This window comes from Kitasatospora nipponensis, assembly GCF_039528135.1.
Classification (GTDB): domain Bacteria; phylum Actinomycetota; class Actinomycetes; order Streptomycetales; family Streptomycetaceae; genus Kitasatospora; species Kitasatospora nipponensis.
The window spans coordinates 1-18,352 of sequence record NZ_BAAALF010000172.1; the positions used below are offsets into that span (position 1 = coordinate 1).

Annotated in this window: 13 protein-coding genes; 3 read left to right on the forward strand and 10 right to left on the reverse strand. The window is 73.7% G+C overall.

The features are described from left to right. The 3 genes from ABD323_RS32155 to ABD323_RS32165 form a co-directional block, all read right to left on the reverse strand. Positions 1–1,423, reverse strand: a 1,423-nt coding sequence (locus tag ABD323_RS32155) for a S8 family serine peptidase (protein ID WP_344445585.1), incomplete at its 3' end; no start/stop codon positions are given. A gap of 146 nt (positions 1,424–1,569) precedes the next feature. Continuing rightward, positions 1,570–3,276: a WXG100 family type VII secretion target gene (locus ABD323_RS32160; RefSeq protein WP_344445575.1), complete on the reverse strand. Its 1,707-nt coding sequence runs from the start codon at positions 3,274–3,276 to the stop codon at positions 1,570–1,572. 49 nt (positions 3,277–3,325) lie between these two features. Then, positions 3,326–3,919, reverse strand: a complete 594-nt coding sequence (locus ABD323_RS32165) for a hypothetical protein (RefSeq protein ID WP_344445576.1) — start codon at positions 3,917–3,919, stop codon at positions 3,326–3,328. Positions 3,920–4,255: 336 nt separating this feature from the next. On the opposite strand from ABD323_RS32165, the gene ABD323_RS32170 reads away from it, so the two are divergent. After that, entirely contained in the window at positions 4,256–6,247 is a 1,992-nt protein-coding gene (locus tag ABD323_RS32170; RefSeq protein ID WP_344445577.1) for an FUSC family protein, read from the forward strand. Between the two features lie 56 nt (positions 6,248–6,303). Here the strand turns inward: ABD323_RS32170 and ABD323_RS32175 are convergent, their stop codons facing one another. The 6 genes from ABD323_RS32175 to rsmI form a co-directional block, all read right to left on the reverse strand. After that, positions 6,304–8,121 carry an ABC-F family ATP-binding cassette domain-containing protein gene (locus tag ABD323_RS32175; protein ID WP_344445578.1) on the reverse strand — a complete coding sequence of 606 codons (1,818 nt, stop codon included), beginning with the start codon at positions 8,119–8,121 and terminating at the stop codon, positions 6,304–6,306. An 88-nt stretch (positions 8,122–8,209) separates the two neighbouring features. Further along, entirely contained in the window at positions 8,210–9,175 is a 966-nt protein-coding gene (locus tag ABD323_RS32180) for a 4-(cytidine 5'-diphospho)-2-C-methyl-D-erythritol kinase (RefSeq protein ID WP_344445579.1), read from the reverse strand. Continuing rightward, on the reverse strand, positions 9,172–10,059 hold the full coding sequence (rsmA, locus tag ABD323_RS32185; RefSeq protein ID WP_344445580.1) for a 16S rRNA (adenine(1518)-N(6)/adenine(1519)-N(6))-dimethyltransferase RsmA: 888 nt from the start codon (positions 10,057–10,059) through the stop codon (positions 9,172–9,174). The genes ABD323_RS32180 and rsmA overlap by 4 nt, the downstream gene beginning before the upstream one ends. A 35-nt stretch (positions 10,060–10,094) precedes the next feature. Next, positions 10,095–10,970 carry a TatD family hydrolase gene (locus ABD323_RS32190; protein WP_344445581.1) on the reverse strand — a complete coding sequence of 292 codons (876 nt, stop codon included), beginning with the start codon at positions 10,968–10,970 and terminating at the stop codon, positions 10,095–10,097. An 86-nt stretch (positions 10,971–11,056) separates the two neighbouring features. Further along, positions 11,057–11,536, reverse strand: coding sequence for a hypothetical protein (locus tag ABD323_RS32195; protein ID WP_425556235.1), 480 nt, complete (start codon positions 11,534–11,536; stop codon positions 11,057–11,059). Positions 11,537–11,843: 307 nt separating this feature from the next. Then, on the reverse strand, positions 11,844–12,689 hold the full coding sequence (gene rsmI / locus ABD323_RS32200) for a 16S rRNA (cytidine(1402)-2'-O)-methyltransferase (RefSeq protein ID WP_344445582.1): 846 nt from the start codon (positions 12,687–12,689) through the stop codon (positions 11,844–11,846). A gap of 251 nt (positions 12,690–12,940) precedes the next feature. Between rsmI and ABD323_RS32205 the strand changes: the two genes are divergently transcribed. Both ABD323_RS32205 and ABD323_RS32210 read left to right on the forward strand, forming a co-directional pair. Next, positions 12,941–14,689, forward strand: a complete 1,749-nt coding sequence (locus ABD323_RS32205; RefSeq protein WP_344445587.1) for a dolichyl-phosphate-mannose--protein mannosyltransferase — start codon at positions 12,941–12,943, stop codon at positions 14,687–14,689. Positions 14,690–14,861: 172 nt separating this feature from the next. Then, positions 14,862–16,628, forward strand: coding sequence for a penicillin-binding transpeptidase domain-containing protein (locus ABD323_RS32210; protein WP_344445583.1), 1,767 nt, complete (start codon positions 14,862–14,864; stop codon positions 16,626–16,628). A 231-nt stretch (positions 16,629–16,859) separates the two neighbouring features. Here ABD323_RS32210 and ABD323_RS32215 read toward each other — a convergent pair. Beyond that, the coding region (locus tag ABD323_RS32215) for a N,N-dimethylformamidase beta subunit family domain-containing protein (RefSeq protein WP_344445584.1) at positions 16,860–18,352 on the reverse strand (1,493 nt) is incomplete at its 5' end.

An 18,352-nucleotide genomic window follows, 5' to 3' on the forward strand; every position in this document is an offset into this window, starting at 1 on the left:
GGTGTGGAGGTGTCGTACGGGGAGGTGGATGAGCGGGCGAATCGGTTGGCGCGGCGTACGGCTGGGCGGCGGGCTGGGTGCCGTAGCCGGCCGGCGGCGCGGGCTGGCCGGCGTGCGGCGGGTACGGCTGCCCGTAAGGGGGCTGCGCGGGCGGCAGGTCGGCGGGCAGCTGGGGGGCACGGCGGCGGCGGACCAGGACCACCACACCGCCCACCACCAGCAGCGCGAGCACCCCGCCGCCCAGGATCCACGGCAGGCTGCCCGACCCCGAGGACTTCCCGGCCGTGGCCACCGGCGAGGCGGCCGACGGCGCCGAGGGCGTCGACAAGGGCGCGGCCGTCGCTCCGGACGAGGGCTTCGCCGAGGACGGCGCGCCGGAGGCGGGGGCACTGGCCGGCGCGGAGGCGGCCCCCGAGGGGGCGACCCCGATGCCGGCCGCCACCAGCGGATTCACGGTCGCCGGGCCCGGGTCGCCGGTGTAGTGGATGGCGTTGCGCGGGCTGATGTTGCCGAAGCCGATGTAGTTGGAGTGGGTGGAGCCGTCGTTGGGCTTGTTGGCCGTGTTGATCAGCACGCGCAGGATCTGGTTACCGGTCCAGTCCGGGTGCAGGGACCAGAGGACGGCGGCGGAGGCGGCGGTCAGCGCGGTGCCGTCCGAGGTGCCGTGGGTGACGCAGTAGCCGGTTGGTTCAGTACAGACGGCGTAGATGTCGATGCCGGGCGCGCCCAGGGCGACATAGGGACCATGCTCGGACTCGGATGTGGCCGTCCCGTTGCGGTCGTGCGCGGCGATGGCGGCGACACCCGGGGCCGCCGCCGGGTACATCACCGCGTTGTCCTGCTCGCCGCTGTTGCCCGCCCCGGCCACGACCAGCCGTCCCTTGCTGATCGCGTAGTCGACTGCGCTCTGGAGAGCCGCGATGTCGGACGGCGAGATGTCGACCTGCCGGATGGCCTGCGAGATGCTGATGACCTTGGCGCCCTGGTCGACGGCATAGGTGATGCCTTCGTCGATCTGCTTGAGCGAGGCCGGACGGCCGATCTCGGTACTCGGGTCGGCATTGGAGTTGATCTTGATGGGGAGGATCTTCGCCCCCGGAGCCAGTCCGGTCGCACCCTTCCCATTGAAGCTCTTCCCCGTTCCGGCGATCATGCTCGCCATCGAGGTGCCGTGGCCGACCGGGTCGGTGGTCACCCCTCCCGGCAGGCCACTGAGGTCCTTGCCCGGGAGGAACTGGCCCGTCAGATCGGGCGCGTCCTCCTTGAACCCGGTGTCGATCACCGCGACCGTGACGCCGGACCCGGTGCTGGTCTGCCAGACCTCGGGCATGTGCAGGGCGTCCAGGTGCCACTCGGCGTCCCGCGGGGTGTCGGCCGCCACGGCAGCCGGTGCGAAGGCACCCGCCCAGACCGTCCCCAGCACCAGCAACGCGGCAACACTCCGCGCTCGCGCTCCCGTTCGCCGCATCGCATTCCCCTCGTCGCTGTAGCCGCCGGCCGGTCGGTCCGACTCACACAGAACTGCCCGGCCACCGGGGCTGACCCAGTGGCCGGGCAGGGTTCCGAGCCTTACCCAATCACGTCCGGGTTGCTCGAAGGCGTACCACCCGTCCAGGTCTCCTCGTCCTCGACGAGGTAGTCCGCACGGTTGCGCCGGTCCTTCTTCCTCTTGTTCGCTCCACCGAGGCCGCCGGGCATCATGCCGTTGCCCTCGCCCTCGGCTCCGGGTCGGCCCTCGGCGTTCGCGCCGGCCCGGGCCCGCAGGCCGCTGCCGCCCGGCGTGAACTCACCGGTCGCGGCCGGTCCGCGCCGGGCGCCGACCTCGCCGCCCTCGGCGGTGACCAGCCCACGACCACGAGCACCACCGGCACCGCCGGCACCGCCGCGGCCGCCCATCATGCCGCCCTCACCACCGCCGCCCATCGCGCCACCGCCGCCGGCGCCGCCCAGGCCGCCGCGACCGCCACCGGCCGCGCCCTCCTCGGCACCGATCGCGTTGGCGCCGAGCTGACCGCGGCCTGACGAGGAGCCAGGACGGCCGACGCCGCCGGAGATGCCCTCTTCGACACTGGAGCCGGCGAGCCCGCCGGAGCCACGCGCGCCACCGTAGGAGCCGCCGTAGCCGCTCTTCGCACCGATCCCGGAGGATCCGCCGAAGGCACCGCCCTTGGCCCCGCCGAGACTGCCGGCGCCCCCGGGGTAGCCACCGCCCCCGCCGGGGTAACCGCCGGGACCGCCAACCGGGTAGCCGCCACCGAAGCCGCCCGGGCCGGTGGACCCGCCCGGGTCGACGCCGGGTCCGAGAAGCGTGCCGGTCGTGCCGCCCTGGGTCGGCGGCAGAATCGGCGCGGGCGGGGCGCTGTCGATGCCGGTGCTCGGCGGCGGGACGGGGTTGGAGACCGGGCCGGGCGTGGGCTGCACGGGTCCCGGGGCGACCGGTCCGGGGACCGGTGGGCAGGGGCCCCCGACCGGCGGCGGCGTGTGGATCGGCGGCCCCGGCACCGGACCGGGGTGCATCCCGGGCGGCTGCGGGGACGGCGTGGGCTGGCCCGGCACCGGAGCAGGAACCGGGGCCGTGGGGCGACTGGCGACCAAGCGGGGAGTACTGGTACCGGAGGAACTCGGGCCGCGGAACGAGACTCCCTGCGAACCCTCGACCGACTGTGGCGGCGGACCCATCACCGCGGTCGGCGTCGGCGGGAAGAGCGGGGGCTGCGTAGCCCGCAGTTCGGACGCCGACTGCGTATAGGTCGCCGCCAGCGTGGTCATGTGCGAGACCGCGTCCTGGTGCTCCTGGTCGACCCGGGCCTGGGCCTCCTGCGCGGCCTTGAGGGTGACCCAGCCCGGCTTGGTGAACTGGTTCGAACTGTCCGTGATCGGATCGACCGGCGGCTGCAGGTTGTGCCGGGAGACGATGGCCATGTCCGCGGTCGGCAGGCCCGGCATCGCCTTCGCCACGCCCAGCGCGGTGCTGGACGTCTCGATCGTGGTGGCCGCGGTCTTGGTGTAGGTGCCGAGCTGGTCGGTCGCGGTGGAGACCTTGCCCGCCCAGTCGCGGAAGCTGTCCGCGGCGTCCCCGGTCCACTCCAGGTTCTGCACGTTGGTCTTCAACTGCAGGCTGATGTCGGCCAGGTGGCTGGCGGCCGTGTGCAGGGCACCACTGCGCGTGGACATGACGCTCGGTTGGGCGTCCTTGACCATGTTCAGCAGGTCCTGGTGCGACATCGCGGCAAAGATGTCGTGCGGTCCGTCGTCGACGGAAGACCTGTCGGACATCACTCACTCCCCGTGGCGTTAGGCGTCTGAACTGCGTTCCCCGGCCTGCTCATCCGACGCCACCGCCCTTGGTCACCGGGGCGGTGGTGGTCGTGCCGGGCGTGCCGGGGGCCGGGGGCGTCACGGTCGCGTCGGTGGCCGGCCGCGTCACGATGCCCGACGGGTTCACGCCGGACTGGAACTGGGCGTCCGTCTGGTTGTGGATCCGCCACAGGGACTGCCGCTGCGACTCGTCGACGTTCTGGTAGCCGTTGATGGAGACGTTGAGCGCGATGCCCATCGCCTCGATCTGGTCCGAGAGGGTCTGCGAGAGGGTGACCAGGTTGGTGTGCACCACGTTGTAGCCATCGATCAGCTCCCCCGACTCGGCGAAGCCGACCCCGACGTGGCTCGGCTCGAGGGTCTGGTTGGCGAGTGTCGACGAGTCGGCGGGGGACCCGTAGAGGTCCGTCAGTATCTGGTCGACCTGCTTCTTGAACCCCGTCAGGGTGTCCATCTCCACGGACACGTTCTGCGCGCTCAGCTTGCCGAGCTTGATGTCGTTCGACACCTGGCCCGCCATGAGCGTGACGTTCCTCGCAGTCGTGAACAGGTTGCCGATCCAGCCGCTTCCGCCGCCGTCCGGCAGCGCCGTTGCGTTCACTGCAGTCCACCTCCCCCGTACACGACCGGCGCCGGGCCGTCGTGCCGCAACTCGTCTTCGCCTTCGAAGTCCCTCGTCGTATCGACCACCGTCCGCAACCGGTCAGTAGCCACCGTGGACAGTCTAGCGAGCCGATCTGTCACTCCGGCAGGGGCCTTGCCGTGGAAGGGCGTTATCGGTACGGACTTGTCATGCGGCCGGTCCGGAGGAGCCGGCCGACCGGGCGCGACGGGGGCTGCGCGGAGAAGTCCGGGAGTGGTGTGGGAGGTTGGATCCGAGGCAGTGCCGCAGCGTCGCTCACCGCTCCAGGACCAATCCCAGGACGACGGGACCGACATGACGCTCACCCCCTCCCCCGAAACCCCCGCCACCTTCCCCCTGATCCCGTCGCCCGCCGAACCACCCTGGTGGGTACGGGCGGTGCGGCCGGTCCGGCCGGCGCTGCCGTGGGCGCCGGTGGTGCGGGCGGCACTCGGCATGGCGGTACCGCTCTTCGCGGGACTGGCGGCCGGACGGCTGGACCTCGGGGTGTTCGCCGGACTCGGGGCGATGCACGCGACGATGAACGACCGGGACGAACCGGGCCGGCTGCGGGCCGTGCGGATCGGCACCGCCCTGGGGGCCTCGGCGGTGGGCATGCTGATCGGCGGCGCCCTGCTGCACGACCGGGTCGGCGCCTGGCCGGCCGCGCTGGTCCTGACGGCGGTGGGCTTCGTCTCGGGCGCGGTGAGCGCGACCGGACCACGCGGGTCGGCGGCCGGGATGCTGCTGCTGGTGTCGGCCGCGCTGGGCGGCGGGCTCGGGCCGGCCCGTCCGTGGTGGGCGGCGGGGCCGATGATGCTGGCCGGGGCCGCCCTCGTGGTGCGGCTGCGGCTGCTGCGGCCGCCCCGCCGGCGCCGCCCGGCCGCCGATCCCCGGCTGCGGACCCTGGCCGCGGTCTACCGGGCACTGGGCGACCTGCTGGCCGCGCTGGAGCCGCCGCAGGGGGCCGCGGACCGGCGGCTGCTGACGGCCCGGCTGAACCAGCTGCAGGACCAGCTGCCGCACCGACACCCGGGCGGCCGCCCGGAGCCGGCGCAGCTGCGGCGGCTGCGGCGGTCCTACGAGGCCGCCCTCGCGGCCACCGAGGCGGCCAGCGGGCTGCTCTGGGCCTGGCGACCGGTGCCGCCCGAGGTGGCCGCGGTCCCGGGCGCCCTGGCGCGGGCCCTGCACGCCGAGCCCGCGCCGGACGCACCCGCCCCCGACGCACCCGCCACCCCGCCGGCCCCCCTCGTGCCGGACTGGACGCCCGGTACCCCCGCCCTGCGCGCCCTGGACGCGGCCCTGCGCACGGCGGCGGACGCCGTCACCGGGCGGCCGGCCGATCCCGCCACCGCTGTGCGGACCGCCCCCGCGCCTCCGCCCGACCCCTGGCGCCTGCGGGCCCGGCTGCTGTCGCGCGGCTCGGTGCGCTACGGCCTGCGGGTGGCGCTCTGCGTCGCGGTGGCCGGGGCCGTGACGGCGGGCCTGCCGCTGGAGCGCGGGTACTGGGTGCCGATGACGGTGGCGTTCGTCCTCAAGCCCGACCTCGGCTCGGTCTTCCTGCGGGCGGTCAGCCGCGCGGCCGGCACCGTCCTGGGCGTGGTGGTCACCGCCGGGCTGCTCGCCCTGACCACGGACCGCTGGCTGCTCGCCGCCGCCGTCGCGCTCTGCGTGGCACTGCTGCCCTCCACGGCGGCCGCGCACTACGGGCTGAACACCGCGGTGATGACCCCGATGGCGCTGGGGCTGGTGCAGCTGGGCGGCGGCAGCGGGGTGACGGAGTTCTGGCCGCGGGTGCTCGACACGGCGCTGGCCAGCGGGATCGTGCTGGTCTTCGGCTACCTGCTGTGGCCCGAGCGCGCCCCGCACCGGATCGAACCGCTGATCGTCGCGGCGACCGGGGCGCTGCGCGGGTACCTCGACTCGGTGACCGCGGGAGGCGGGCGACCGCCGTCCCAGGTCTGGCTGCGGCGCACCGCCTACCGGGCGCTGGCGGACGTGCGGCGCGAGGTGCAGCAGGGGCTGACCGAGCCGGCCCGCCGGGCGGAGGCCTGGCTGCCGGCGACGGCGGCGCTGAGCCGGCTCAGCGGCGCGGTGGCGCCCCATGCCGCCCAGCTGCGCTACGGCGGGCCGGCGGCCGAACCCGCCGACGTGGCAAGGGTGTCGGCGGCCCTGGACCGGCTGGCCGCCTCGGCCCGCCGGCACCGCCCGCCGGGCGGCGCGATCGAGGCGCCCGGCGGCCCGCACGACCCGCGGCGCAGCGCACTGGCCCGCGCGGCCGGCGAGCTGGAGCGGCTGCTGGGCTGATCACCCGGCAGCCGCCCCGCCCCCTGCGTGCGCTCTCCTACGCGCCTGCTCCCCGCCTACTCCGTGCCCTCGGCGAGCTCGAGCCAGCTGAACTCCAGCTCCTCCTTCTCCTCCCTGACCTTGCGCAGCTGTCCGTCCAGCTCCGCGACCTTGGAGAAGTCGGCCGCGTGCTCCGCCAGTTGGGCGTGCAGCTTGGCCTCCTGCTGGTCCAGCTTGGCGATCTGACGCTCGATCCGCTGGAGCTCCTTCTTCGCCGCCCGCAGGTCACCGGCCGACTTCGCCGTCGAGCCGGCGGCGGAGACGCCCGACGCCGCGGTGGCCGCGGCGCCCACCGCCGCGGCGACCGCCGCCCGGCGCTGCAGGTACTCGTCGACGCCGTTGGGGAGCATCCGCATCCGCTTGTCGCCGAGCAGCGCCTGCACGGTGTCGGTGGTCCGCTCGATGAAGAACCGGTCGTGGCTGATCACGATCATCGAGCCGGGCCAGCCGTCGAGCAGGTCCTCGAGCTGGTTGAGCGTCTCGATGTCGAGGTCGTTGGTCGGCTCGTCGAGGAAGAGCACGTTCGGCTCGTCCATCAGCAGCCGCAGCAGCTGCAGCCGGCGCCGCTCCCCACCGGACAGGTCGCCGACCGGGGTCCACTGCTTGTCCTTGCCGAAGCCGAACTGCTCACAGAGCTGGCCTGCGCTCATCTCCCGGCCCTTACCGAGGTCGACCCGGCCGCGGATCTGCTCGACGGCCTGCAACACCCGGGTCGTCGGGTCGAGTTCGGCGATCTCCTGGGAGAGGTACGCCAGCCGGACGGTCTTGCCCACCTTGATCACGCCGCTGGCCGGCTGGACGTCGCCCTGCGAGTCGTAGGCGGCCTGCATCGCGCGCAGCAGCGAGGTCTTGCCGGCGCCGTTGACGCCGAGCAGGCCGATCCGGTCGCCGGGGCCCAGGTTCCAGGTGAGCTGCTCGAGCAGCAGCTTCGGGCCGGCCTTGACGGTGACGTTCTCCAGCTCGAAGACCGTGCGGCCCAGGCGGGCGTTGGCGAACTTCATCAGCTCGCTCTTGTCGCGCGGATCCGGGACGTCGGCGATCAGCGCGTTGGCCGCCTCGATCCGGTAGCGCGGCTTCGAGGTCCGGGCCGGCGCGCCGCGGCGCAGCCAGGCGAGCTCCTTGCGGGCCAGGTTCTGCCGCTTCTGCTCCTCGGTGGCCTCGATCCGGGAACGCTCGGCGCGCGCGAAGACGTAGTCGGAGTAGCCGCCCTCGTACTCGCGGACCTCGCCGCGCTGCACGTCCCACATCCGGGTGCAGACCTGGTCGAGGAACCAGCGGTCGTGGGTGACGCAGACCAGCGCCGAGCGCCGGTTCTGCAGGTGCTGGGCCAGCCAGGCGATGCCCTCGACGTCGAGGTGGTTGGTGGGCTCGTCCAGCACCACCAGGTCGTGCTCGCCGAGCAGCAGCTTGGCCAGCGCGATCCGGCGGCGCTCGCCACCGGAGAGCGGGCCGATCACGGTGTCCAGGCCGTCCGCGAAGCCGGGCAGGTCGAGGCCGCCGAAGAGGCCCTGGATGATGTCGCGGATCCGGGCGTCGCCCAGCCACTCGTGGTCGGCCCGGTCGGCGATCACCTCGTGGCGGATGGTGGCCGCGGGGTCGAGCGAGTCGTGCTGGGTCAGGACGGCCAGCTGCAGGCCGCCGGAGTGGGTGATCCGTCCGGAGTCCGGCTCCTCCAGCAGGGCGAGCAGCCGGATCAGGGTGGTCTTGCCGTCGCCGTTGCGGCCGACGACGCCGATCCGGTCGCCCTCACTGACGCCGAGGCTGACCCCGTCGAGCAGGGCTCGGGTGCCGTAGACCTTCGTCACGGATTCGATGGTGGCGAGGTTCACGGCCACGTACTCTGCGCTCCTGGGATCGGACGCGTCCGGACTGGTCGGACGACTGGAGTACCCAGCCTAGTCGGCGGCCCCCGAACCCCCCGCCTCAGCGGTCGACGACCGCCGCGCCCGGGACCGGTCCCACGGTGGCCCGCGCGGTGCGGCAGGTGCCGGAGGCGATCAGCGCGGCGGCCACGGCCTGCGCGCCCTGCTCGTCCTTGGCCAGGAAGGCGCAGGTCGGCCCGGAGCCGGAGACCAGCGCGCCGAGCGCACCGGCCTCGGTACCGGCCGCCAGGCACGCCGCCAGCGCGGGCCGCAGCGAGAGCGCCGCAGCCTGCAGGTCGTTGCCGAGCGCGCCGGCCAGCGCGACCGGGTCGCCGTCCGCCAGCGCGGCGAGCAGCACCGCGGAGGGGTCGGGGGTCGGCACGTCGGTGTCGCTCGACCCGGTGCCGGCCTCCTCGCGCAGCCGGTCGCACTCGCGGAAGACCGCGGGGGTGGACAGGCCGCCGTCCGCGGTGGCGAAGACCCAGTGGAAGCTGCCGGACACCTCCAGCGGCGTGAGCAGCTCACCGCGGCCGCGGCCCAGCGCGACGCCGCCGAGCAGCGCGAAGGGCACGTCCGAGCCGAGTTCCGCGGCCAGCGCGAGCAGGTCGGCCATCGGGGTGCCCAGGCCCCAGAGCGCGTCGCAGGCGACCAGCGCGGCCGCCCCGTCCGCGCTCCCGCCGGCCATGCCGCCGGCCACCGGGATGTCCTTGGCGATGTGCAGCCGCACGTCCGGGGCCAGGCCGTGCCGGTCGGCGAGCAGCTGGGCCGCGCGGGCGGCCAGGTTGGTCGCGTCCAGCGGGACGAGCGCCGCGTCCGGGCCCTCGCAGGTCAGCACGATGCCGCTGCCGGGCGCGCCGGCCTCGGCCCTCACCTCGTCGCCGAGGGCGACCGCGAAGAAGACGTTCGCCAGGTCGTGGAAGCCGTCGGTGCGCAGGCCGCCGACGCCGAGCTGCACGTTGACCTTGGCCGGCACGCGGACGGTGACGGTGGCGGCGGGGCCGGCGACGGCGCCGGTGGAACGGCTCACAGCACGGGTCCCCGGGGCTTGTGCTCGGCGATGGCGGCGAACTGCTCGACGGTGAGCATCTCGCCGCGCAGCGTGTGGTCGATCCCGGCGGCGGCGATCGCCTGCTCGGCGGCGGCCGGCGAGCCGGCCCAGCCGGCCAGCGCGGCCCGCAGGGTCTTGCGGCGCTGGGCGAAGGCGGCGTCGACCACCGCGAAGACCTCGCGCCGGGTGGCGGTGGTCACCGGCGCCGGTCGGCGGACCAGCGAGACCAGCCCGGAGTCGACGTTCGGCGCGGGCCAGAAGACGTTCCGTCCGATCGCGCCCGAGCGCTTCACGTCGGCGTACCAGTTGGCCTTGACCGAGGGCACCCCGTAGACCTTGTTGCCGGGCTTGGCGGCCAGTCGGTCGGCGACCTCGGACTGCACCATCACCAGGGTGCGCTCGATGCTGGGGAAGGTGGCCAGCATGTGCAGCAGCACCGGGACGGCGACGTTGTACGGCAGGTTGGCCACCAGCGCGGTGGGCGCGGGGCCCGGCAGCTCGGTGACCTCCATGGCGTCGCTGAGCACCAGGTCGAAGCGGTCCGCGCGGCCCGGCATCCGGGCGGCGACGGTGGTCGGCAGGTGCTGGGCGAGCAGCGGGTCGATCTCCACGGCGGTGACGTGCGCGGCCACCTCCAGCAGCGCCAGGGTCAGCGAGCCGAGCCCGGGACCGACCTCCACCACGGCGTCCTCGGGCGTCACCTCGGCGGCGCGCACGATGCGGCGCACCGTGTTGCCGTCGATGACGAAGTTCTGGCCGCGCTGCTTGGTCGGGCGCACCCCGAGGGCGGCGGCCAGCTCCCGGATGTCGGAGGCGCCGAGCAGGTGGCCGTCGGAGGCGGGGGTGGGGTCGGTGGTGCTCACCGGGCAAGGATAGGCGTTCCGTAGCGACGGAACGCTCAGTAGTCGAAGGCGCGGGCCGTGTTCGCGGCGATCGCGCCGGCCAGCTCGTCCTCGCCCAGCCCCAGCGTCTGCGCCATCGAACGCACGGTGACCGGGATCAGGTAGGGGGCGTTGGGGCGGCCGCGGTAGGGATGCGGGGTGAGGAACGGCGCGTCGGTCTCCACCAGGATCCGCTCCAGCGGGGTGAGTGCGAGCGCGTCGCGCAGCGGCTGGTTGGCCTTGAAGGTCACCGGGCCGGCGAACGAGAGGTACCAGCCGTGCTCGGCGCAGACCTTGGCCATCTCCGCGTCGCCGGAGTAGCAGTGGAAGACGGTGCGCTCGGGGGCGCCCTCGGCCAGCAGCAGCTCGATGACGTCCTCGTGGGCGTCCCGGTCGTGGATCACCAGGGCCTTGCCGTGCCGCTTGGCGATCTCGATGTGGCGGCGGAAGGACTCCTTCTGGATGTCCACGCCCTCGGGACCGGTGCGGAAGTAGTCCAGTCCGGTCTCGCCGACCGCACGCACCTGCGGCAGCGCGGCCAGCCGGTCGATCTCGGCCATCGCCTCGTCCAGCGCGCTCCCGCCGCCGGCCGTCCGGCGCTGTCCGGACCAGCCGTCGCCGTCCCCCAGCACGATCCGTGGCGCCTCGTTGGGGTGCAGGGCGACGGCGGCGTGCACCTGCGCGAACTCGGCGGCCAGCGCCGCGGCCCAGCGCGAGCCGGGCAGGTCGCAGCCGACCTGGACCACCGTGTCGACCCCCACCGACGCGGCCTTGGCGAGCGCCTCGGCCGGGCTGTTGGACTGCATGTCCAGGTGGGTGTGCGAGTCGGCCACCGCCACCGCGAGCGGCGCGGGCAGCGGGGGCGGGGTGGAGCGGTCGTCCTTGGCAGCCATGGCTCCAGAGCCTAGCGGCGCGGCCCGACCGGGTCGCACCGCCGGCGGCAGGCGGAAACGTTTCGGCCGGGCCGGATCGGGGGGCGCTAGGAGCGCGGCAGCCAGAACTGGTACCAGTACCGGCGCGGCCGGTGCGGCCTGGGCTCGCTGGGGGTCGCGGGCTCACCGCTCGTGGTCCAGCCGGGCGCGGGGTGCAGGGAGTGCTCGACCGAGGCGACCCGCCCCGCCCGCATGATCCGCACGGTGTGCCCGCCGCAGCCCGGGCAGCTCGGCTTGAGCAGCGGGGAGGGGACGCGGACACCGTTGGCGAAGTACTGGATCACCGTGTGCCCGTCCCGGGCCTGGTGGTGCTCGATGTCGTACGCCTGCTCCCAGCCGTAGCCACAGCTGAGGCAGGCGAAGGAGTAGGCCTCCCGGACGATGTCGACGACCATGCGCGGGTGGTCGCCGGCCCGCGCGGCCGGCTGGCCGCCCGCTCCGGGAAGGGTGGCGGGGTCCTGATCCCGGGCCGGCTTCAGACCGGTCGAGGGGGTGCCACCCAGAGGGCTACCGATTGTCTCGCTCATCGCGGTCTCCCAGCGCCCGCCGGACGTTCGTCCGGTTCGGGTCTTTCCATCCGATGGAATGCCCAGGCCCCCGGTGCCGATGCCCGGCTTGCCGAGACTTGGCCCGGAGTTGGCCAGCCCTGTACGAAAACCCCCGAAAACCGCAGCTCAGCGGGGGTTTAGCGGGGCTTGGCTTTACCTTCTCGCGCGGGCGCAGGGCGTGCGTCGAACGTCGGTGACACCGGCGTACGCGGTGGCGTCCGCTGTCCACGGTACGCGCGAGCGGATCCCCGGGCACCACGTCCCGGGGGGCATGTTCGGGGGTTCCTCAGGACGCGTTCTTGGCCGCCACCACCGCGTCGAAGACATCCCGCTTGGGCAGGCCCAGCTCCAGCGCCACCGCCGCGATGGCCTCCTTGCGGCGCTCGCCCGCCTCCTCGCGGACACTCACCCGGCGGGCCAGCTCGGCCGGGGTCAGCTGCTGCGGCGCGGCCGGCGGGGCGCCGGCCACCACCACGGTGATCTCGCCGCGCACGCCCTCGGCGGCCCAGAGCGCCAGCTCGCCGAGCGGGCCGCGCTTGACCTCCTCGTAGGTCTTGGTCAGCTCCCGGCAGACCGCGGCCGCCCGGTCGGCGCCGAACGCCTCGGCCATCGCCGCCAGCGTCTCGGCGATCCGGTGCGGCGCCTCGAAGAAGACCATCGTGCGCGGCTCGGCGGCGACCTCGGCCAGCGCGCGGGAGCGGTCACCGGCCTTGCGCGGCAGGAAGCCCTCGAAGGTGAAGCGGTCCACCGGCAGCGCGGAGAGCGCCAGCGCGGTCAGCACGGCGGAGGGCCCCGGCACGGCGGTCACCTTGATCCCGGCCTCCACCGCGGCCGCCACCAGGCGGTAGCCGGGGTCGGAGACCGAGGGCATCCCGGCGTCGGTGACCAGCAGCACCCGGGCGCCGCCGGTGAGCGCCGCCACCAGCTCGGGGGTGCGGCCGACCTCGTTGCCCTCGAAGTAGGAGAGCACCCGGCCGGTCGGCTGCACGCCGAGCGCCTGGGTCAGCCGGCGCAGCCGCCGGGTGTCCTCGGCGGCGATCACCTCGGCCGCCGCCAGCTCCGTGAGCAGTCGGGGCGGGGCGTCCGCGACGTCGCCGATGGGTGTGCCTGCGAGAACCAGTACTCCTGTCACCCGGCCATCCTCCCAGCCCCGGAGCCCTCGCCGGTCCCGGCGGGCCCGGTGGGGAGATTGGTGACGAACCGGGCAGCTTCGGAGGGAGCCGTTCCCCCGTTCGGCCCCGCCCCTACGATGTGCGGGTGAACGGCGAGACGGCGGCAGAGCCGGCAGTGGTCGAGACCATCGCGCAGACCCCTGCGGGGACCGACCTGAGCACCAGCGCGGAGAGCGACCCGACCGGCGAGGCGGACGGCGGGTCACGCGGCGTGCCGCAGGACGACGGGCGCGGCTGGGCGGGCCGGCTGGCCCGGTTCGGCTACCGGTCCCCCGAGCCGCTGCCCCCGCTCGCCGAGCGACTGGTCCCGCCGATGCCCGAGCACCCCGGTGCGGGCGCGGCACCCGCCGGACTCCCGCGGCTGCGAGCGGCGGGCCTGCGCCTGCCCGAGAGCCTGCGCGGCTCGATCGGCTGGCTGGGCCCGCTGGCGGTGGCGCTCTTCGGCGGCCTGCTGCGCTTCTGGCACCTGGGCAGCCCCGGCGGGATCATCTTCGACGAGACCTACTACGCGAAGGACTCGTACTCCCTGTGGCAGGGCGGCTACGAGACCAACTGGGCCGACACCGCCAACTCGCAGATCCTCTCCACCCCGCAGGTCATCCCGTACAAGACGGACCCGTCCTTCATCGTCCACCCCCCGGTCGGGAAGTGGATCATAGGGATGGGCGAACAGGTCTTCGGGATGCACCCGCTCGGCTGGCGCTTCATGGTCGCCCTGCTGGGCACCGCCTCGATCCTGATGCTCGCCCGGATCGCCCGCCGGCTCTTCCGCTCCACCCTGCTCGGCTGCGTGGCCGGCCTGCTGCTGTCGGTGGACGGGCTGCACTTCGTGATGAGCCGCACCGCGCTGCTCGACCTGATCGTGATGTTCTGGATCCTGGCCGCCTTCGGCTTCCTGCTGATCGACCGCGACCACACCCGCGGGCGGATCGCGCGGGTCCTCGACGGGGTGCCCGACGCCCTGACGGCCCACCGGATGCGCCTGGGCTGGCGCCCCTACCGGCTGGCGGCCGGCGTCTGCGTGGGACTGGCCTGCTCCACCAAGTGGAGCGGCATGTACGTGGCCGCCTTCTTCGGCCTGCTGACCGTCTTCTGGGACATCGGCGCCCGCCGGATCTCCGGCGCGCGGCGCCCGTACTGGTCCGCGCTGCGGCGCGACGGCCTGCCGGCCTTCTGCTCGATCGTGCTGGTCTCGGTGCTCGTCTACGTCTCGTCCTGGTCGGGCTGGCTGGCCAGCAGCAACCTGCCGGGCAAGGGCGGCTACGGACGCGACTGGGCGGTGGGCCACCGCGGGCTCTCCACCGAGTTCGTCACACTGCCGCTGCTGGGCCGGGTCAGGATGCCGTTCCGCTTCGACATGACCTGGGTGCCCGAGGGGCTGCGCTCGCTCTGGCACTACCACAGCCAGATGTACGACTTCAATATCAACCTGCACAGCCCGCACATGTACCAGTCCAACCCGTGGAGCTGGCTCGTGCTGGGCCGGCCGGTCTCGTTCTACTACGAGTCGCCCACGCTCGGGCAGAGCGGTTGCAAGGTCAACGCGTGCGCCTCCGAGGTGCTCGCGATCGGCACCCCGCTGCTGTGGTGGTCGGGCGTGGCGGCGCTGCTCTACTGCCTGTACCGGTGGGCGCTGCGGCGCGACTGGCGGGCCGGCGCGGTGCTCTGCGGCCTCGGCGCGGGCCTGCTGCCCTGGTTCGAGTACCAGAGCCGGACGATCTTCCTCTTCTACGCGGTCGCCTTCGTGCCCTTCCTGGTCCTGGCGGTGACCATGATGATCGGCGCGCTGATCGGGCCCGCCGGGGCCACCTTCGAACGGCGGCTGGTGGGCAGCGTGGCGGCCGGGGCGCTGGTCCTGCTGATCGTCTGGAACTTCCTGTACTTCTATCCGCTCTACACCGGACAGACGATTCCGATGAGCGACTGGCGGGCCCGGATGTGGTTCACCAGCTGGGTCTGAGCGGCCGTTTCCCGGCCGCGGACCGGTTCCGGGGTGTGTACCAGCTCTGTCACGAGTGGGCTGTGCACGCCGGGTGCATCGCATGCGACGGCTTAGGCTGGCGGGATTCCGCTGCCGTTCGGCTGTCCCGGCCGCGGACCGTGTCAGCAGTCACCCCAGGGGGAGCAGCACCATGCGCCAGGGCGCGAAGACCGGCATCATCAGCGCCATCGCGGCCGCCATGCTCGCGGCCGGCGGCTACGGTGCCTACTCCTTGGTCGGGTCGGACAAGAAGACCTCCGCCGACTCGGCCCCCAAGGTCCGCACGGTGGTCGCCGAGGCACCCGCCGCCGACCTCGCGGCGAACGGCGCCAAGGACTTCCTGGACGCCTGGTCCAAGGGCGACCTGGCCGGCGCCTCCCAGCTGACCGACGACCCGCAGGGCTCGCTGGCGGCGCTGAGCGCCTTCCGCGACAAGGTGAAGCCGAGCGCGGTGACGCTGACCCCGGGCGGTCCGGCCACCCCGGCCGCCTTCGCCTCGGCCACCGCCGGCCCCTCCGGCGCGGCGGCCACGAGCCCCGCGCCCTCCGCCGCCGGCTCCCCGACCGGTGGCGCGCCCGCCTCGCCCTCGGCCTCGGCGGCGCCGGCCAACCAGGTGCTGCTCAGCTACAAGTCGAAGGTCGAGTTCGCCGGCACCACCAACGTCTGGAACTACACCGGCTACGTCGGCATGGTGAAGATGAGCGACGGCAAGGCGGCCGTGCACTGGGCACCCACGGTGATCCACCCGCACCTGGGTGCCGGCGAGACCATCACCACCCAGCCGGTCTTCAACCCGCCCACCAAGATCACCGACCGCAACGGTCAGCCGCTGACGAACTTCCCCTCGCTGAGCCAGATCCTGCTGAAGTTCCAGCAGGGTGCGCCGACCGGTGACCCCAACGACGCCGGCACCGGCGTGGTGATCACCGACGACGCGGGCAAGAACAAGCCCGAGCCGCTCTTCACCGTGGTCGACCCCAAGCCGGGCAAGCCGTTCAAGCTGACGATCGACGCCAACCTGCAGGCGGCGGCCGAGAAGGCCGTGAGCGAGCAGTACGCCAAGGGCAACAAGACGAGCGCCATGGTCGCCATCGAGCCGAGCAGCGGGCACATCCTGGCGGTGGCGAACGCGCCGGCGACCGGCTTCAACACCGCGTTCCTCGGCGCCACCGCGCCGGGCTCCACGATGAAGGTGATCACGGCCACGGCGCTGCTGGAGGCGGGCCTGGACCCGAACGCCACCATGCCGTGCCCGGACCACATCACCACCGGGACGACCTACCACAACGACTTCACGGGTGACCAGCTCACCAACACCTTCACCCAGGACTTCACCATCTCCTGCAACACCGCCTTCATCAAGCAGGGCGGGCTCTCGCTGCAGTCCGGCCAGCTGGCGTCGGTGGCCAAGGACGTCTTCGGGATCGGCGTGCCGTGGAAGACCGGCATCAGCAACGTCGACGGCGTGGTCCCCGGGGCCGGGCAGAGCAAGGACGAGACGGCCGGCGAGTACATCGGCCAGGGCAAGGTCACGATGAACCCGCTCGCGATGGCCTCGGTCGCGGCCACCGTGCAGAGCGGCACCTTCAAGATGCCGATCCTGGTGGACGGCCTGCCGCAGCAGCCGGCCGCCCGGCAGCTCTCGCCGGACGTGCTGGCGAAGCTGCGCAGCATGATGAACAGCGTGGTCACCGATCCGCAGGGCACCGCGACCCCGGCGATGAAGGGGATCACCGGGCAGATGTTCGGTGGCAAGACCGGCACCGCCGAGGTCTCCGCGACCGCGCCCACCAACAGCTGGTTCACCGGCTACAAGGACAACCTCGCGGTCTCCGCCGAGGTGCTGGGCGGCGGGTTCGGCGCCCAGGCGGCGGCTCCGGCGGTGGCCGAGGTGTTCAAGGTCGGCAACGGGGGCTGAGGCCGGGGGGCCGGGGCCTGACGGCCGGCGGCTGACGGTTTACGAATGGGCGATGACAGCTGACAGATTTCAGAATCTGTCAGCTGGCATCGCCTTTCTGTCGTCCGACAGCCGTCATCAGGCAACCGTCAGCGCGCAACGCTCGCCCCCCGCCGGTCAGCGCCCACCCGTCAGCGGCCCGCCGTCACCGCACGCACCCTCAGCGGACATCAACACCCCCACCCCCACCCCTCACCCCTTCCCCGCGTACACCGCCGCCACGTTGTCCTGCGGCGGGTGCGCCCGCCCCGCCGGCCCGGCCGCGAACGCCGTCAGCAGGTTCTGCGTCACCTGCTGCGTGAAAGCGCCGGCCTTGGCGTTCATCGCATGGTCGGCGCCCGAGCTGCCGTCGCCGGTGGCGTCCAGCGCCTCCACCCACCGCATGGTGCCGCTGGCGAACACCCCGGCCCCGCTGGGCGCGGCGTAGAAGGCCGTGTCGCTGAAGCTCTTGCGCCCCTCGCAGACCACCGGCGAGTGCGCCAGGATCTCGATCGGCCGGGGCGTCGTGAAGGCGGTGTTGACCCGGTCGTACTCCACCCCGACCAGGTGCGGGAAGCTGTCACCCGCCGCGACCCCGCTCCCCGCGAAGAGCCAGTGGCCCGGGTCGGTGACCACGTACGGGGCGTCCACCGGGTAGCCGTCGTAGATCACGCCGAGCAGCGTGCTCTCCGGATCGGCCTGCGGGGCGGCCCGGTAGTCGTTGGTGGGCGGATGGCCCGCCTTGAAGCCCGGGTCCTCCTGGTAGGAGGTCTTGTAGCAGACCACCTGGCGGTCCGGGCCGGTCGGCGAGGGCTCGAAGCGGACCCGGCGGAAGCAGCAGTTGGCTCCCAGGATCGCCAGGTTGGTCCCCGCGTCGCGGGCGGCGGTGACGTGCGCGCGCTGTTCCGGCGACCAGTACTCGTCATGGCCGAGGGAGAGCAGCGCGGTTGCGCCCCTGAGCAGGTCCGGCTGCCCGGCCAGGTCGGTCGTGGTGACGTACGCGAGCGGGATGCCGAGCTTCTCGGCCAGCGCGATCAGCGGCGCCTCGTAGACGAGGAAGAGCCCGGCGCCGTTCGCGTACTGGTAGGGCCGGTCGAAGGAGGTCACCAGGGAGCGGGTCGGGTACCCCCCGGTCGGCCCGTTGTAGAGGTTGTAGCCACCCCACTCGTTGTACGCCTGCCAGGTGGCGACGGCGTTGACCACGACGGTCCGGCCGCTGGTGACGGCCGAGCGGACGGTGATCGGCACGTACCGCTGCCCGGCGTTCCCGTCGGCGTCCAGGCGCAGCAGGTAACTGCCCTCGGGCCAGCCCGTGGTGGTCACCGTGGTGGACTTCGTCCAGGCCGTGGAGACCATCCGGGTCCGCTGGTCGACGGCCGCCGCCGCCTGCCGGACGCCCGGCAGCCGCTCGGACTGCCAGACCAGCCGGCCGCGCGCGCCGCCGTACCAGCCCATCCGGTAGGCGGAGACCGTGAAGCCGGGCGCCGTGGTCGACACGTACAGCCCGAAGCTCTCGCCCGGCAGCACGCTCACCCGGTCCGCCCAGCCCTCGACAGCCCGGTCGGGTCCGGCCTGGGTGATCGGCCAGTCGGGGTTGCCGGGCCGGTGGGCCTCGCCCGCCGGGTCGGGCGAGCCACTGCCCGCCGGACCGGGCGAGCCCCTGCCCCCGGGGGCGGAGGCGGCCGCGGGGCCGGCGGCGGCCGGGC

What these genes read in the sequence shown, in the direction of transcription:
- ABD323_RS32210 (WP_344445583.1), top strand. Translation starts at nt 14,862, where the DNA reads ATGCGCCAGGGCGCGAAGACCGGCATCATCAGCGCCATCGCGGCCGCC.
- ABD323_RS32190 (WP_344445581.1), bottom strand. Translation starts at nt 10,970, where the DNA reads ATGGCTGCCAAGGACGACCGCTCCACCCCGCCCCCGCTGCCCGCGCCG.
- ABD323_RS32160 (WP_344445575.1), bottom strand. Translation starts at nt 3,276, where the DNA reads ATGTCCGACAGGTCTTCCGTCGACGACGGACCGCACGACATCTTTGCC.
- ABD323_RS32170 (WP_344445577.1), top strand. Translation starts at nt 4,256, where the DNA reads ATGACGCTCACCCCCTCCCCCGAAACCCCCGCCACCTTCCCCCTGATC.
- ABD323_RS32195 (WP_425556235.1), bottom strand. Translation starts at nt 11,536, where the DNA reads ATGAGCGAGACAATCGGTAGCCCTCTGGGTGGCACCCCCTCGACCGGT.